At 61.6% G+C, this 15320-nt stretch carries 14 protein-coding genes; 6 read left to right on the top strand and 8 right to left on the bottom strand.

Annotated features, from left to right (window positions below):
* The 6 genes from AC1Q6X_RS04515 to AC1Q6X_RS04490 form a co-directional block, all read right to left on the bottom strand.
* Positions 1 to 1056: a ketoacyl-ACP synthase III gene (locus tag AC1Q6X_RS04515; RefSeq protein WP_070300386.1), complete on the bottom strand. Its 1056-nt coding sequence runs from the start codon at positions 1054 to 1056 to the stop codon at positions 1 to 3.
* A 2-nt stretch (positions 1057 to 1058) separates the two neighbouring features.
* On the bottom strand, positions 1059 to 1277 hold the full coding sequence (locus tag AC1Q6X_RS04510) for a phosphopantetheine-binding protein (RefSeq protein WP_070221569.1): 219 nt from the start codon (positions 1275 to 1277) through the stop codon (positions 1059 to 1061).
* A gap of 44 nt (positions 1278 to 1321) precedes the next feature.
* Positions 1322 to 2338, bottom strand: coding sequence for a ketoacyl-ACP synthase III (locus AC1Q6X_RS04505; protein ID WP_070221568.1), 1017 nt, complete (start codon positions 2336 to 2338; stop codon positions 1322 to 1324).
* 43 nt (positions 2339 to 2381) lie between these two features.
* Complete coding sequence (locus tag AC1Q6X_RS04500; protein ID WP_070310082.1) at positions 2382 to 3497, bottom strand: DegT/DnrJ/EryC1/StrS family aminotransferase; 1116 nt, start codon at positions 3495 to 3497, stop codon at positions 2382 to 2384.
* Positions 3494 to 6706: a tetratricopeptide repeat protein gene (locus AC1Q6X_RS04495; protein WP_492495370.1), complete on the bottom strand. Its 3213-nt coding sequence runs from the start codon at positions 6704 to 6706 to the stop codon at positions 3494 to 3496. The genes AC1Q6X_RS04500 and AC1Q6X_RS04495 overlap by 4 nt, the downstream gene beginning before the upstream one ends.
* Positions 6707 to 7020: 314 nt before the next feature.
* On the bottom strand, positions 7021 to 8697 hold the full coding sequence (locus AC1Q6X_RS04490; protein ID WP_175445164.1) for an electron transfer flavoprotein-ubiquinone oxidoreductase: 1677 nt from the start codon (positions 8695 to 8697) through the stop codon (positions 7021 to 7023).
* Between the two features lie 264 nt (positions 8698 to 8961).
* Between AC1Q6X_RS04490 and AC1Q6X_RS04485 the strand changes: the two genes are divergently transcribed.
* From AC1Q6X_RS04485 to AC1Q6X_RS04475, 3 genes are all read left to right on the top strand, one after another.
* Positions 8962 to 9738, top strand: a complete 777-nt coding sequence (locus AC1Q6X_RS04485; protein ID WP_070221564.1) for an SDR family oxidoreductase — start codon at positions 8962 to 8964, stop codon at positions 9736 to 9738.
* Between the two features lie 157 nt (positions 9739 to 9895).
* On the top strand, positions 9896 to 10420 hold the full coding sequence (locus AC1Q6X_RS04480) for a class I SAM-dependent methyltransferase (RefSeq protein WP_492495368.1): 525 nt from the start codon (positions 9896 to 9898) through the stop codon (positions 10418 to 10420).
* 8 nt (positions 10421 to 10428) lie between these two features.
* Positions 10429 to 11244 (top strand): phytanoyl-CoA dioxygenase family protein, encoded by an 816-nt coding sequence (locus AC1Q6X_RS04475; RefSeq protein WP_492495366.1) that lies wholly within the window; start codon positions 10429 to 10431, stop codon positions 11242 to 11244.
* Between the two features lie 9 nt (positions 11245 to 11253).
* Here the strand turns inward: AC1Q6X_RS04475 and AC1Q6X_RS04470 are convergent, their stop codons facing one another.
* On the bottom strand, positions 11254 to 11820 hold the full coding sequence (locus AC1Q6X_RS04470; protein ID WP_070221561.1) for a LuxR C-terminal-related transcriptional regulator: 567 nt from the start codon (positions 11818 to 11820) through the stop codon (positions 11254 to 11256).
* Between the two features lie 147 nt (positions 11821 to 11967).
* Here AC1Q6X_RS04470 and AC1Q6X_RS04465 point away from each other — a divergent pair, with 147 nt between their 5' ends.
* The 3 genes from AC1Q6X_RS04465 (at position 11968) to AC1Q6X_RS04455 (ending at position 14702) form a co-directional block, all read left to right on the top strand.
* The gene (locus tag AC1Q6X_RS04465) at positions 11968 to 12666 is read left to right on the top strand and encodes a CoA transferase subunit A (RefSeq protein ID WP_070289089.1); all 699 of its coding nucleotides are present in this window, start codon (positions 11968 to 11970) and stop codon (positions 12664 to 12666) included.
* A 21-nt stretch (positions 12667 to 12687) separates the two neighbouring features.
* Positions 12688 to 13338 carry a CoA transferase subunit B gene (locus AC1Q6X_RS04460; protein ID WP_070221586.1) on the top strand — a complete coding sequence of 217 codons (651 nt, stop codon included), beginning with the start codon at positions 12688 to 12690 and terminating at the stop codon, positions 13336 to 13338.
* 152 nt (positions 13339 to 13490) lie between these two features.
* Positions 13491 to 14702, top strand: coding sequence for a phospholipase effector Tle1 domain-containing protein (locus tag AC1Q6X_RS04455; RefSeq protein WP_492495363.1), 1212 nt, complete (start codon positions 13491 to 13493; stop codon positions 14700 to 14702).
* A gap of 9 nt (positions 14703 to 14711) precedes the next feature.
* Here AC1Q6X_RS04455 and AC1Q6X_RS04450 read toward each other — a convergent pair whose 3' ends face one another.
* Positions 14712 to 15125, bottom strand: coding sequence for a DoxX family protein (locus AC1Q6X_RS04450; protein WP_492495361.1), 414 nt, complete (start codon positions 15123 to 15125; stop codon positions 14712 to 14714).
* Between the last annotated feature and the right edge of the window lie 195 nt (positions 15126 to 15320).

The following is a 15320-nucleotide window of genomic DNA, read 5'->3' as shown; positions in this document are numbered from 1 at the left end:
TCAGACTTCGATAAGGCGGTTGACGGTCAGCGATTGCAGGCCCAGCACGGCCGCCGACCAGGAATAGCCGACGCCAAAGCCGAACATGGCGATGGTCTGGCCCTGTGCCGCCGCTCCCAGGCTGTCGGCGATCAGCAGGGGGATGGAGGCGCTGGAGGTGTTGCCATAGCGGTCCATGTTGATCGGTGCGCGCCCGGCTGGCAATTTGGCTTTTTTGATAATGTGCTTGAGCATGAAGGTATTTGCCTGGTGAAACAGGAAGGCATCGATTTCGTCGCTCGTGCGGTTTGCCAGGCGCAGCAGGTCCGCCACCAGCGGCGGAATGCTCTTCAGCGTGAAATTGAAGATTTCGCCGCCGTCCATGTACAGCTTGGCGGGATCGCGCTGCGCCAGGCGCGCATCGTCGCCGGCGTAGGGGCGGCAGGCGCTGGCAGCCATCATCAGGTGCCGTTCGCCGCCGCCGTCGCTGCCGACGATGAAATGGGCGGGCGCCGCCGCCGCATCGAATTCCAGCGCCGTGGCCGTGCCGGCGTCGCCAAACAGCAGCGCGGTGGCGCGGTCGGTCTCATCGACGGTCTTGCTGATGGTGTCGCCCACCAGCAGCAGGATGCGGCACATGGCCTGGCCGTCGAGCATCTTCGCCGCCAGCCACAGGCCGTACGCGTAGGCCGAGCAGCCGAGGTTGATGTCGAAGGCGGCGCAAGCCTTGTGCAGGCCCAGGCGTCCATGCAGGGCGCAGGCGGTAGCCGGCAGCACGTAATCGGGGGTTTGCGAGATGAAGATCAGGGCGTCGATGCTGTCGCGCTCCCAGCCCAGGTCGTCGAGCAGGGTTTGTGCCGCCGCCTGGCACAGGTCGGCCGTCGTCTGGCCATCGGCGGCGCGGCGGCGCGACTGCACGCCGATCATCTTGCTCACGTCGGCCACCGCCTCGGCGCCGAAGCGCTCGGCCAGGTCGGCATTGTGGACTTGTGTGCGCGGCAGCGCGCACACCACGCCGCGCATGGCCAGATGGGCGGTGCTGAAGGGCAGTCCCGATTCCAGGCGCTGGCTGGACATGGTCAGACCTTGACGGCGATCAATGCCAGCACGTCGGCCAGGGTCTCGCAATTGGCCAGGGCCTGGCCTTCGAGCATCTGATCGAACAGCTCATCGGCCAGGGCGATGGTGGAAATGATGGCCAGCGAATCCCAGGCGTAATCGCCCAGTTTCAGGGACGGCACGACTTTGTCGGCGTCGATTTCCAGGATGTCGGCCATGCCGTTGAAAAATTCTTGCATTGTGTTTCCTTTCAAAGAAGTTCAGTACGCAGATGCGCGGGCGCCTACAGGCGCGCCAGCGTGCCGGCCCAGGAATAGCCGACGCCAAAGCCCAGCAGCAGGGCCGTGTCGCCCGGCATGATGCGTCCCGAGGCGCGCGCGCGGGCAATGGCGATGGGAATGGTCGAGGAGACGGTATTGCCGACAGTATCGATTTCAATCACAAATTTGTCTTCCGGAATGCGTATTTTGCGGCGCAAGGCGTCAAGCATGAATTTGTTTGCCTGATGGAAGATCACATGATCGATGTCATCGAGGGTCTTGCCGGCCGTGTCCAGCAGCTCCTGCATTGTACGCGGCACGGCGCCCAAGGTGAACTGGACGATCTGCGCGCCATCCATGAACAGGTCGTCCTGGCTGCGCCAGTTGCCGGACGCGTCTTCGACGGGCATGGCGGTGGCCGCGCTGCGGGCCGTGCGCATGCCGCCGGCCGGCACGATCAGGTTGTTCGCGCCGCTGCCATCCGTGCCCAGGACGAAAGGCCCCAGCGCCAGTTCGGGCGCGCCGCCGGCGATCACGCTGGCGGCGGCGCCGTCGCCGAACAGCGTGCGTACGCTGCGGTCGCGCGCGTTGATGTACTTGGAATAGGTGTCTGCCGTCAGCAGCAGCACTTTCTTGCGGATGCCGCTCTCGATCAGGCCCTTGGCCATGGCCAGCGCGTAGACGTAGCCGGAACAGCCGAGGTTGATGTCGAGCGCGCCGCAGGAGGTCGGCAAGCCAAGCCGCTGCTGCAGCACGCAGGCGCTGCTGGGCAGCAGGTAGTCGGGCGCCTGCGTGCACAGGATCAGGAAATCGATGTCGCCACGCGCGACGTCATGCGTGGCGAACAGCTTTTCCGCGGCATGGAAGGCCAGGTCGCTGGCCGTTTCATGTTCGGCGGCGATATGCCGTTGCGCAATGCCCGTCTTGTCGAGGATTTTTTGCGCCGGCCAGTCGATGAACTCCTGTTCCAGCGCGGCATTCGTCAGGATCGCCTGCGGCAGGTGGTAGGCGATCGCGGTAAGGTGGGCGTAGTGGGGCATGCGGTGGCCGTTCGGTCTGGGTCAATAGGGAAGGGCGGGGCGCTCAGGCCGCCCCGGCGATCAGGGCGGTGATCGCGTCCACGCTCGACAGCTCGAGGGCCGGGTAGATCGGCAGGCAGATCACCTGGGATGCGGCCTGGCGCGCGACCGGCAGATTGGCATGCGCGGCGGACGGCATGCCGCGGTACATGGGGAAATCGCTGATGAGCGGGTAGAAATAGCGCCGCGCGTAGATTTCGTGATCGCGCAGCCGCTGGAACAGCGCGTCACGCGCCAGCGGATACCCGGGTCCGACGAGGATGGGAAAGTAGGCGTGATTGGCCGCTTCGGCGTCGGCCGCTTCCAGGCAGGTGATGCCCGCGACGCCTGCCAGACGTTCGCGGTAGTGGGCGTCGATGCTGCGCCGCTGTTGCCGCGCCTGGTCGATGCCCTTCAGCTGCAGCAGGCCGAAGGCGGCATTGATTTCGCTCATCTTGCCATTGATGCCGGCGGCGACGACGGTGACTTCGTCGACAAAGCCGAAATTTTTCAGATGGTCGATGCGCTGCTTGGTCTTGGCGTCCGGGCAGACGATGGCGCCGCCTTCGAAGGTGTTGAAGATCTTCGTCGCATGAAAGCTGATCACGGACAGGTCGCCGTAATTGAGGACGCTGGTGCCCCCGTGGCGCACGCCGAACGCATGCGCGGCGTCATAGATGACCTTCAGATCGTAATTGTCGGCAATCTTCTGGATGGCGTCGACATCGCAGGGCTGGCCGTAGCAGTGCACGGGCATGATGGCCGTGGTCTGCGCCGTGATGGCTGCCTCGATGCGCGCCGGATCGAGGTTCAGCGTGCGCGCATCGATGTCGGCGAAGACGGGCTTGATGTCATTCCACAGCAGCGAATGGGCCGTGGCAACGAAGGAATACGGCGTCGTGATGACTTCGCCCTTCACGCGCAAGGCTTGCAAGGCCGTCATCAATGCCAGCGTTCCATTGGTAAACAGGCAGATATGCCGCACGCCCAGGTAGTCGCACAGCGCTTTTTCCAGCTGCTGGTGGAAGGGGCCGCCATTGGTGAGGATCTTGTTTTCCCAGATGCTTTCCAGGTATGGCAGGAAATCCTGCAGGTCCGGCAGCAGCGGCTGGGTGACGTAGATGGGTTTGGCGTCGCTCATGCCGCTATCTCCCCGGGCAACTGACTGTCGAGCGGCGCGTCGAAGCTGACTGGCGGTAAGTCCTCGCACCAGCGCTGCCAGGCCAGGCGCAGGCTGTTGGCCAGGCCTTCCGCAATCAACTTCGGCTGGCCCAGCGCCGTTTGCGCCAGGCGGTGCCGGGTGCTGAAGCGGTAGGCGCCCAGCAGCATGGGGTTGGCCGCCATGTACAGGGCCTTGCTGACAAATTCCTCGTCATCGCGGGCGATGAATTCCTCCAGCTGCACGTGGCGCAGAATCGAGGTGCCGGCGCGGCTCGGTACGGTCGGTCCGGCAACGGTGAGGGTGGGCACGCCCATCCACAAGCCGTGGAAGGTGGTGGTGCCGCCACCGTACGGCGCCGTATCGAGGCACATGTCGACGCGGTGATGCATGGCCAGGAAGTTGGCCATGTTGGCGCGCGGTTCGAAGATCAGGCGGTCGGCGCTGATGCCTTCTTCGGCGAACCACGCCGTCAGCCCGGGGTGGGGACCGGGCGCCGGCATGGCGGCCAGCAGCATCCTGGCGTCCGGGATGGCGCGCAAGACCCTGGCCCAGCGCGCGATGGTTTGGCGGTTGAGCTTGTTAGGGCGGTTGAAGCTGCCGAAAGTCAGGTATTTGTTCTTCAGCACGGGCGCCGGCAGGATGCCGTCCGCATTTTCGGATGGCAGGAATGGGGCGATGGTCGGCAGGAAGATCAGTTTTTCCGTGAAATGGCTGGCGAATGTCTCCGGCGGCGAGAAATGACGGTCGCTCAGGTAGTAATCCATGGCCTGCAGGCCCGTGGTCAGCGGATAGCCGATCCAGCTCATCTGTATGGGCGCCGGCTTGCGGGCAAAGGCCAGCAGGCAATTCTTGGCCGTATGCCCGGACAGGTCGATCAGGATGTCGATGCCGTCGGCGCGGATGCGCTCGGCCAGCTTTTCCTGGCTCAGGTGGGTCACCGGCAGCCAGTTGGGCAGCAGTTGCGCGATACGCATGGTGACATTGTCGACGCGGCTATTGTTGTAGTACGCATACAGCGAAAACTGCGGCATCGCCACCAGTTCCTCGAGCAGGGGCGTAATGAAATGCGCCACGGCATGGTTGCAGAAGTCGCCCGAGACCAGGCCGATCTTCAACTGGCGCTGCGGGTCGCGCTCGTTTGCATGCGGCTGCCACGCGGCGCGCAGCGGCGTTTCGTAGCGCTCGCCGAAGCCGAAATGCTCGGCCACCATGGCGGCAGGGTCGTCGGCATGCATGTGCGACAGGCCGAACAGCATGTTGCTGTAGACCTCATCGTACTGCGGATACCTGGCCAGAGCCGTGCGGCATGCCTGGACGGCGTCGTCGGTGCGGCCCATCTCGCTGTAGGTCGCGCAGGTATTCAAGTGGGAACCGATGAAGTCGTCCTGGATTTCCAGCGAGCGCGCATAGCTGGCCAGCGCTTCGTCGTAGCGCTTCAGCGAGCGCAGGCAATTGCCCATCGTAAAGTGAACGCGGCTGGAGTCGGGCGCGATGTCGCGTGCGCGCTGCAGATACTCGAGCGCCTGTTCCGACTGGCCGCTATCCTCGAACGCCACGCTCAGGTTGCAATGGATCAGCGATGAGCGCGGGTCCAGTTCCAGCGCGTGCTGGTAGATGCGGATCGCCTCGCGATAATCGCCGGCGTCCTGCACGGCGATGGCCAGGTCATTGTGCAGGTTGGCGACATCGGGCGCCAGGGCGAGCGCTTGCCGGTAAGCGACTTGCGCTTCCTCAAAGCGGCGCATTTGCTTGAGGCAATGTCCGAGGCAGGTGTGCGCCTGCAGCTTGTCTGGCGCCAGCTGTACCGCACGCTGGTGCAGGGCCAGCGCTTCGTCGAGTTCGCCGACCGATTGCAGGCCCAGGCCCAGTTGGGTGTGCGCGTCGGCGCTGTCCGGCTGGAGCTCCAGGGCCCGGCGATAGCTGGCGATCGCCGCATCGAATTCGCCCAGACTCACCAGCACGCCGCCCAGGTTGGAGTGGGCCTGGGAATAGTCGGGCTGCACTGCCAGCGCCTGACGATAGGCATCGGCGGCGGCGTCGAGCCGCTGCTGCGACTGCAGGCTGTTGCCCAGGCCATTCCACAGGTCCGCATGGCGCGGCGCCAGCGACAAGGCCGTGCGGTAGCTCGCTTCCGACTGCGCGTACTGCTCCAGATTCTGTAGCGCGGCGCCGAGGTTGCTGTGCGCCATCACCAGCCGGGGCTCGAGCGCCAGCGCGCGGCGATAGCTGTCGGCCGCTTCCTCATTGCGCTCCAGCGCCTGCAGGGCATTGCCCAGGTTGCAGAGCACTTCGGCGTCGCCGGGCATGCTTGCCAGGGCGGCATTGTAGGCGCCGACGGCACCGTCGAGGTCGCCACGCGCCTTGCGCGTATTGCCCAGGTTAAAGTGCGCCATGCCATAGTCGGGCCGCAGGGCAATGGCCTGCAGGTAGGCGTCTTCCGCTTCCGCCAGGGCGCCGAGCGCCAGCAGGGCGCCGCCCAGGTTGCTGTGCGCTTCGGCGAATGCCGGATTGAACTGCAACGCCTGCTGGTAGGACTGGACCGCTTGCGCATGTTCCCCGCGTGCCTGCCACGCATTGGCCAGATTGCAATGGGCTTCGGCGTCATACGGGGTGAGCTGGACAGTGGTTTGCAGCGCGTCGAGGGCATCCTTGCCCTGCGCCTGCAGGACGGTGCCGAGTACGCTCCAGGCAAAATCGGAGGTGGGGTAGCGCGCAATCAGCGCCCGGGTGGCCGTTTCCATTTCCACATACCGTGCCGCCTGGTACAGCTCCACCACGTGCTGGCATTCGTCGGCCGTGGGCGCGGCAGCAATCGCCGCGGCGATACGTGCGCGCAAGGTTTGCGCCTGGTCGTTATCGAGGCCGCGGCCGATGGCCGTATCGATGATGTCGAGCGCTTCGTCCCGTTCGCCCGCCTTGAGCAAGCCGTCGGCAAGCGATAGCCAGAACTGGCCTTCATCGGGATTGACCGACAGCGCCTTGCGCAGATACGGCAGTCCTGCCCGGAACTGGCCTACCTGGCCGGCCAGCAAACCCATATTGTGGTTGGCGATGGCATGGTAGGGCTGGGCTTGCAGGATGGCGACATACAGGTCTTCCGCCTCTTCCAGGTGGCCAGCCTGATGCGCCTTCAGCGCCAGCGCCAGTTGGGTGTCGAGTTGCGTTTCCAGGGTGGCGTCAGCGTTCATGAGAGGGAAGAAAAGTGTACCAGCGGCAATTGTAACTGCTGGGAGTGGCGAATAGAAAATTTCCCCAAGGAATTTTGCCCTAGTGCATCATTGAACAAATTTTGGTGTTCCTGGCAGGCCACAGCGGCAAGAAAGCTTGCAATAAAAGTAAAAGATTCCGGCATCGGCAAGTGGGGGATGCCGGAATCTTGCCTGGGCTGTGCTGTCTGACGCTGCAGTGACATCGCCAGATAAAAAAAGCGCGGCCACCCGAGGGTGCCGCGCTGTTGTCCAGCTACGCGTGATGACGCGATGATGCGATGACGCGATGACAATTACATATTCGGATAGTTCGGGCCGCCGCCGCCTTCCGGTGTCACCCACACGATGTTCTGCGTCGGGTCCTTGATGTCGCAGGTCTTGCAGTGCACGCAGTTTTGCGCATTGATCTGCAGGCGTTCGGCGCCGTCGTCGTTTTTCACGAATTCGTACACGCCGGCGGGACAGTAACGCGCTTCCGGACCCGCATACGTGGCCAGGTTGACATCGACGGGCACGCTGGCGTTCTTCAACGTCAGGTGGATGGGCTGGTCTTCCGCGTGGTTCGTGTTCGAGATGAACACGGACGACATCTTGTCGAAGGTCAGCTTGCCATCGGGTTTCGGATACACGATCGGTTTCGACTGGGCCGCCGGTTTCAGGCATTCGTGGTCGCCATGCGAGTGGTGCAGGGTCCACGGCGCCTTGCCGCGGAAGATCAGCTGGTCGATGCCCGTCATCAGGCTGCCCAGGTACAAACCTTTCGACAGCCATGGCTTGACGTTGCGCGCCACGTGCAGTTCTTCATGCAGCCAGGATTTCTCGAACGCGACAGGGTAGCTCGTCAGTTCGTCGTGCTGGCGCTGTTCGCCCAGCGCGCCGAAGGCCGCGTCCGCCGCCAGCATGCCGCTCTTGATGGCCGCGTGGCTGCCCTTGATGCGGCTCATGTTCAAAAAGCCCGCATCGCAGCCGATCAGCGCGCCGCCGGCAAACACCAGCTTCGGCAGCGATTGCAGGCCGCCGGCCGCAATCGCCCGCGCGCCGTACGAGATGCGCTTGCCGCCTTCGAAGAACTTGCGGATTTCCGGATGCGTTTTATAGCGCTGGAATTCCTCGTACGGCGACAGGTAGGGGTTTTCGTAGTTCAGGCCCACCACGTAGCCGACCATCACCTGGTTGTTTTCCAGGTGGTACAGGAAGGAACCGCCATAGGTTTTCGTGTCCAGCGGCCAGCCGCTCGAGTGGATCACCAGGCCCGGCTTGTGCTGGGCCGGGTCAATTTCCCACAATTCCTTGATGCCGATGCCGTACGATTGCGGGTCCTTGCCGGCGTTCAAGTCATACTTGGCCATCAATTGCTTGCCCAGGTGGCCGCGCGCGCCTTCGGCGAACAGCGTGTACTTGGCGTGCAGTTCCATGCCCAGCTGGAAGTCGGGACCCGGCTCGCCGTCGCGCTTGACGCCCATGTTGCCGGTCGCCACGCCTTTCACGGAGCCGTCGTCGTTGTAGAGGATTTCCGCGGCAGGGAAGCCGGGGAAGATTTCCACGCCCAGGTTTTCCGCCTGCTGGCCCATCCAGCGCACCACATTGCCCAAGGAGACGATGTAGTTGCCGTGGTTTTCAAAGCAGGCCGGCACGGCGAAGCCTGGCGTTTTATAGGCTTTCGTTTCGGTCAGGAACAGGATGCGGTCTTCCGTTACTTCGGTGTTCAGGGGCGCGCCCAGTTCTTTCCAGTTCGGAATCAATTCCGTCAGCGCTTTCGGGTCCATGATGGCGCCCGACAGGATATGCGCGCCCAGTTCGCCGCCTTTTTCCAGCACGCAGACGGACACTTCCTGGCTCTTATCAGCGGCCAGCTGCTTCAGGCGGATCGCCGCGGCCAAGCCTGCGGGGCCACCGCCGACGATCACCACGTCATACTCCATGGTTTCGCGCGGTCCGTACTGTTCAACTAAGTTATTAGGCTGTGTCATGGTCTCGATTTATAGTCACTCAATTAGGTAGCAAGGATAGGGAATAAAGCATCATCGGGGAAATTTAAGCACGAGTGTGCTTGTTTTTGACGAGGATTGCAACTTTGGCGCCATTTTGCGTGACATTGCCCCTCGCCGCAATCTAAATCCGGCCATTTTGTGTAATGATGGCGTTTACTTTTGCTCGAGTGCGCGGCGGGGGAATTTGCCCGATTGCCATGGGCATGGCGTAAAATGTTGTTTAAAATAAAACAGGAGTAGCTCGTGGGCATAGAAGTCAATTTCGAGGGCAAGATTGCCCTGATTACCGGCGCATCGAGTGGCCTCGGCGCGCGCTTTGCGAAAGTGCTGGCCCAGGCGGGCGCGCAGGTCGTGCTGGCGTCGCGCCGCACCGAACGCCTGAAGGAATTGCGCGCCGAGATCGAAGCGGACGGCGGCGCCGCGCACGTGGTGTCGCTCGACGTGACCGACTTTGCCAGCATCAAGTCGGCCATCGCCCATGCGGAAACGGAAGCGGGTCCCATCGATATCCTCGTCAACAATTCAGGTGTCTCCACCACGCAACGTCTGGTCGACGTCACGCCCGAAGATTACTCGTTCGTGATGGACACCAATCTGCGCGGTTCGTTCTTCGTGGCCCAGCAGACGGCCAAGCGCATGATCGCGCGCGCCAAGGGCGACCCGAAGAAACAGCACCGCATCATCAATATCGCCTCGATGGCCGGCTTGCAGGTGCTGCCGCAGATCGGCGTGTACTGCATGAGCAAGGCGGGCATGGTGCACATGACGCGCGCCATGGCTGTCGAATGGGGTAAATATGGCATCAACACCAACGCCATCTGCCCCGGCTACATTTCCACCGAGATCAATGAAGATTATTTCGCTACCGAGCAGGGCAAGAAACTGATCGAAATGCTGCCGAATAAACGGCCGGGCAAGCCGGAGGACCTCGACGGCCTGCTGCTGTTGCTGGCGGGCGAGGATTCGCACTTCATCAATGGCGCGATTATCTCCGCCGATGGCGGCATGGCCAGCATGTAAGCGGCAGAGGGAAGGTATTGTTGCCACAGGGAAAATTAGCGGCTATGATGTTTTTGCTTGCGGCATAGCGTCCGGGCATAACCACTATACGAGAATTTTTACGATGGCAACTCCTTCGAAGTTTGACAATGACACGTTTCAGCTGGCACGCGATCACTTGAACGCTTTTGTGGCAAGAACGGCCGCCAAGCTTGCCGGTGAGACGGGCAAGCTGCTGGAAGTGGGGCCGCAGGACCGCTCCACCGTGCGCGAAAACTTCAGTAATTTCAGCGTCGACACCTTTGACATCGTCGACACTTACAGCCCCACGCTGGTGGGCGACATCACCAAGGTCAATTCGGCGATCGCCGACAGCGCGTACGATTGCGTCGTCTGCCTGGAAGTGATCGAACATACGCTCAACCCCTTCGACACCGTCAAGGAAATCCGCCGCATCCTCAAGCATGAAGGCTATCTGCTCATTTCCGCCCCCTTGAACTGGCGCATCCATGGTCCAATTCCGGACTGCTGGCGTATTACCGAGCATGGCTGGAGCGCCTTGCTGCGCGATTTCGACATCATTGAAATTGATATTCTGGAAACGCCTGACCGCGAGCTGTTTCCTATCAAATATAACGTGCTGGCGAAGTGCAATAAGTTCAAAAACACGCAAGACAATGAACTGACGTTCCGCTTTATCTAGGAGTGGCGATGACACTGGCTGTAGTCAATGAGCAGACCCAAGACGTCTTGCAGGGCATCAGCGGGGAGCAGTTCCTGCCGGAGGTTTTCCGGGAGACAGGCGTTTTTGTCGTGCGTAATGCGATTGCACCGGATCTGCTGGCGCAATGGCAGCATGAGTGGGATATTTTTTATGATGCCAAGCTACGTGCCGGCCGCAATGTCAGCCAGGCCAATCCCGTTTCGCTGACCGAGGAATTGCCGCAGAAACTGCTGGAAATGTACCGCGCGCCGGTGTATGCCGCAACGCTGTCGCGCATATTCGGTCCCGACGTGGCGCTATACAATCACCGCTTCGTCATCAAGGATGCATTCAGTCCGAACAAGGTATTCCTGCACCAGGATAGCTGTTACCACCTGGGTAACTTGAACAAATGCAGCATTTTTACCGCATTGAGCCGTGTGGACGAGGATAACGGTGCGATGAGTTTTTATGTCGGCTCGCATAAACTCGGTTATCTCGGCGATGCCGGCGAAATCAACCCTGACAGTTTCAACATCCAGTTCGCCAAGGTCACGCCTATCCTCAATCCCGGCGATTTCGTGGTCATGCACAGTTCGACGTGGCATGAGTCGGGACCGAATGTGTCGGGTGTCCATCGCATTCTGGCCGATACGATTTTCCAGCCTGCGGACGACCCGACAGGCAAGGAATTGATCGCGGGCGAATGGAAGACCGATATTTTCTATTCGCCGCTCAATTGCATCCAGTATTTCGCCAACTCCAGGGTACTGAAAATCATCAAGTACGAAAAAGTAATGCGGGAGCAGGCCGGCACGCCGTAAACGTCCGTCTCAGCGCTGCAGCTGCAAGCCCACCAGCTTGTGCACCAGCTCCGACGACGTCGAGGCGGCAAATTTGCGCATCAGCTTGGCGCGGTGCATTTCCACCGTGCGGGGGCTGAGGTCGATCTGGCGGGCGATGACCTTGCTGGTCTTGCCTTCCACCAGCAGGGCGGCGATTTCGCGCTCGCGCGGGGTCAGCTCCGCCGTTACGGGGCGTTTCTCGCTGACATCCTCGAACGTCCAGATGCCCGCTCCCAGCGGTTGGTTCGGCAGCATGGCGTGGCCCGTCACGTGGCACCAGAACAATTCTCCATTGCTGCGGCGCATGATGCGCTCGTCCGAATAGCGGCCCCTGGCGTTCATGATGGGGATGATGCGGTCACCGGTGCGCAGGAATTCGTCGTGCGTGGGGTAGAGTACTTCGAAGGACTGGTCGTCGAGTTGGGCGCGCGCATAGCCGAACATGGCCGCCAGCGCTTCGTTGCAGCTGCGCATGATGCGGTTTTCCGACATGCACATGCCCACGGGCGCGTGCAGGAAGATGCTTTCATAATCGATGGCTGACGCGGCGTTCATCTGATGCGTATCACTCTCACAGGGGGATTGCCGGCACGGCGCCGGTAGTTCTACGGTATTGTACTTTCCACTCGCGTATTTTATGCTGAGACGCTGCCTGAGTCATGGACTCAAGACCAAAGCTTAACAAAAGATAGAGGGACACCCATGAATAAAGTTTATCCTGACGCCGCCTCGGCGCTGGCCGGTATCGTCCAAGATGGCCAGACCATCGCCGTCGGCGGCTTCGGCCTGTGCGGCATTCCCGAAGCCCTGATCGGCGCCTTGCGCGATTCGGGCGTGACGGGCCTGACCGCCATTTCCAACAACGCGGGCGTGGACGGCTTTGGCCTGGGCCAGTTGCTGACCACGCGCCAGATCAAGAAAATGATCGCCTCCTACGTGGGTGAAAACAAGGAATTCGCGCGCCAGTACCTGGCCGGCGAACTGGAGCTGGAATTCACGCCGCAAGGCACCCTGGCCGAGAAACTGCGCGCCGGTGGCGCCGGCATCCCCGCCTTCTTCACCAAGACGGGCGTGGGCACCATCGTTGCCGACGGCAAGGAACTGCGCGAATTCGACGGCGAACAATACGTGATGGAACGCAGCCTCGTGGCCGACGTGGCCCTGGTCAAAGCCTACATGGCCGACCGTGCGGGCAACCTGATCTACCGCAAGACGGCGCGCAACTTCAACCCGAACGTGGCCATGGCGGGCAAGATCACCATCGTCGAAGTGGAAAAACTGGTCGAAGTGGGCGAGATCGACCCGGACCAGGTCCACACGCCGAGCATCTTCGTGCACCGCATCGTGGTCAACGCGAACCCGGAAAAACGCATCGAGCAGCGCACCGTGCGCGCCGACTAAATACAAGATTGGGAGATGATCATGGCTTGGACAAGAGATGAAATGGCCGCGCGCGCGGCAAAAGAATTGCAGGATGGCTTTTATGTGAATCTGGGCATCGGCTTGCCGACCCTGGTGGCCAACTATGTGCCGGACAATATCGAAGTGTTTTTGCAGTCGGAAAACGGCTTGCTGGGCATCGGCCCGTTTCCCACCGAAGATGAGGTTGATGCCGACCTGATCAACGCTGGCAAGCAGACGGTGACGGCCTTGCCCGGCGCCGCTTACTTCAGCTCGGCCGATTCATTCGGCATGATTCGCGGCGGCAAGATCAACCTGGCCATCCTGGGCGCCATGCAAGTATCGGAAAAGGGCGACCTGGCGAACTGGATGATTCCAGGCAAGATGGTCAAGGGCATGGGCGGCGCGATGGACCTCGTCGCCGGCGTCAAGCGCGTCGTCGTGCTGATGGAGCACGTGGCCACGGCCAAGGATGGCACGACGTCGCACAAGTTGCTCAAGCAGTGCGACCTGCCGCTGACGGGCGTGGGCGTGGTCGACGTCATCATCAGCGACCTGGGCGTCATCGACGTGACGGAAAACGGCTTGAAGCTGGTGGAACTGGCGCCGGGCGTGACCAAGGAGCAGGTGCAGGCGGCCACGGGCGCGGAACTGGACGTTTCCGCCGTATAAACGGATCGTTGCATGCATAAAAAAAGCGGACAGCGATGTCCGCTTTTTTTTCGCCGCGCACGCACTACGTCTGCGCCATGTCTAAGGCTGTCCCTGGAGTGTGCCTATGCTGGAGCGGTGCAGGGCAGACGAAGTCACGACAAGGAGCAGTCATGAAGGCAAACTGGTACGCATCGCCACTACTGAGGCGCATGGCAGGGAGTGTGTTGGCAGCGGGCTTGGCGGCGTTGCTGTCCGCCTGTGCTGCCGCCGGCGGCGAGCACGTCAACCCGGTGGTGACGGAGAAAGTATTTACGGGCGATCCCGCCCTGGCAAAAAACATCTTTGTCTTTCTGGATGGGACGCGCAATGACAGCGCCTCCGGGACCAATGTGCGCCGGGTCTTTGATGCGGTGCTCCATGCCGACGAGGCGCAGACCAGCGCCATCTATATCGAAGGCGTGGGCAGCGTCGAAAGTCCCGTGCTGGGCGCCAGTCTCGGCCTTGGCATGGAGCCGCGTATCCTGCGCGGCTATGACTTCGTCGCGCAGGCGTTTCGCCCCGGTGACAAGCTCTACATTTTGGGCTTCAGCCGTGGCGCCCACCAGGCCCGCGCACTGGCTGGCCTGATCGCCTATGCGGGCGTGCCGGCCAGGTCGGAAGACGATATCGAACAACGGCTTCGGCGCGATAACGCCATCCTCGAAGTGGTCAAGCGCAAGAACGATGAAGCCTATGTGGATGCGTGGAAGGGGTGGCGGCCGGGACAGGAGCCGATCGCCGGTAAAGAACTGCGCGAACGTTTCAAGGTTGCCGTGGTGCCGGTGGAAATCCAATTTCTCGGCCTGTGGGATACCGTGCCCGGTTCCCTGTTCAAGGACTTCGGTGTGTGCAAGGAAATGAGCGACGGCAGGGACGGCGACCGCTACAAGTCCGATTCCTATCCGCCGATCCGCCGCATCCTGCACGCCGTGTCGCGCGATGAAAAGCGCAGCCGCTTCCATCCCATCTTGCTGTGTCCGCCCATTAATGCGGACTACACGAGCGTCAGCGAACTCTGGTTTCCCGGATCGCATGCCGATATCGGTGGTGGTTACGCCGATTCACGGTCGTTGTCCGACCTGTCGCTGGCGTGGATGATGACGGGCCTGGCGCAAGATTATGCGCTCCCGCCGTTGCAGCTAGCTGGCGATCCGCTGGGCCTGGCGCATTGGTCGATCGGCGACCGGCCGGCCAATTTGTTCAGCCATTGCGAGGACAGGGTATTGCCCGACGGCGCCATGCAGGCCCCGGCCCTGCAAGTGAGGACCGTTGCCGGCAGTGCGCCGTTGCGCATGCAGAGTGTGATCGAGCAACGGCCCTATCCGTTGGAGTGCTCGCGCTAGCCCGGTCGTTTATGCGGCGCCAGCCTTGCCGCGCAAACCGTCCAGGCTGTAAGCGCCAGCGCCTGCAACTGCGAAGTACAGGAAGGTGAAGCAGTACATCACGGCCATTTCGCCGCCGTTCAGGATCGGTAAAAAGCCGGCAGGCGCATGCGCGATGAAATAGGCGGCTGCCATCTGGCCCGACAGGATGAAGGCGACGGGGCGCGTGAACAGGCCGAGCAGCAGCAAGCTGCCGCCTACCAGCTCGATGACGCCGGCCGCGCCCATCAGGGAAAACAGTTGCAAGCCGTCGAACATGGCCACGTGCGGCGCACCGAACAGTTTTGCCGTGCCATGTTGCAGGAAAAGGAGGCCGAGGATGATGCGCAGCAAGCCCAGCAAGCGTGGGGACCAGGTGGCGTAGAGGGCGGGCGAGAGGGACATGGCGTACTCCATTCAAAGGTGGATGGTTCGGTGTCTGGCTTGCATTAACGCAATGTCATTATGCGGGAGCCTGGCGGCGAACAATAGACGGCACTGTAATGGTTTTTCATTCATTGATCATCTGATGAAATATTGATGCATGATTTACCATATGTTGATGATGCAATAAAAAACCCCTCGCGCATGCAAAAAGCC

This window comes from Janthinobacterium sp. GW823-FHT06H09, assembly GCF_058794735.1.
Note: the sequence above shows the minus strand (reverse complement) of the source record. Positions and strands in the feature narration are given on the sequence as shown.

Bases quoted from the DNA above. Each gene is read 5' to 3' on its own strand.
- AC1Q6X_RS04500 (WP_070310082.1), bottom strand. From the start codon at position 3,497: ATGAGCGACGCCAAACCCATCTACGTCACCCAGCCGCTGCTGCCGGAC.
- AC1Q6X_RS04515 (WP_070300386.1), bottom strand. From the start codon at position 1,056: ATGTCCAGCCAGCGCCTGGAATCGGGACTGCCCTTCAGCACCGCCCAT.
- AC1Q6X_RS04450 (WP_492495361.1), bottom strand. From the start codon at position 15,125: ATGTCCCTCTCGCCCGCCCTCTACGCCACCTGGTCCCCACGCTTGCTG.
- AC1Q6X_RS04505 (WP_070221568.1), bottom strand. From the start codon at position 2,338: ATGCCCCACTACGCCCACCTTACCGCGATCGCCTACCACCTGCCGCAG.
- AC1Q6X_RS04510 (WP_070221569.1), bottom strand. From the start codon at position 1,277: ATGCAAGAATTTTTCAACGGCATGGCCGACATCCTGGAAATCGACGCC.
- AC1Q6X_RS04470 (WP_070221561.1), bottom strand. From the start codon at position 11,820: ATGAACGCCGCGTCAGCCATCGATTATGAAAGCATCTTCCTGCACGCG.
- AC1Q6X_RS04490 (WP_175445164.1), bottom strand. From the start codon at position 8,697: ATGACACAGCCTAATAACTTAGTTGAACAGTACGGACCGCGCGAAACC.
- AC1Q6X_RS04465 (WP_070289089.1), top strand. From the start codon at position 11,968: ATGAATAAAGTTTATCCTGACGCCGCCTCGGCGCTGGCCGGTATCGTC.
- AC1Q6X_RS04475 (WP_492495366.1), top strand. From the start codon at position 10,429: ATGACACTGGCTGTAGTCAATGAGCAGACCCAAGACGTCTTGCAGGGC.
- AC1Q6X_RS04455 (WP_492495363.1), top strand. From the start codon at position 13,491: ATGAAGGCAAACTGGTACGCATCGCCACTACTGAGGCGCATGGCAGGG.
- AC1Q6X_RS04460 (WP_070221586.1), top strand. From the start codon at position 12,688: ATGGCTTGGACAAGAGATGAAATGGCCGCGCGCGCGGCAAAAGAATTG.
- AC1Q6X_RS04495 (WP_492495370.1), bottom strand. From the start codon at position 6,706: ATGAACGCTGACGCCACCCTGGAAACGCAACTCGACACCCAACTGGCG.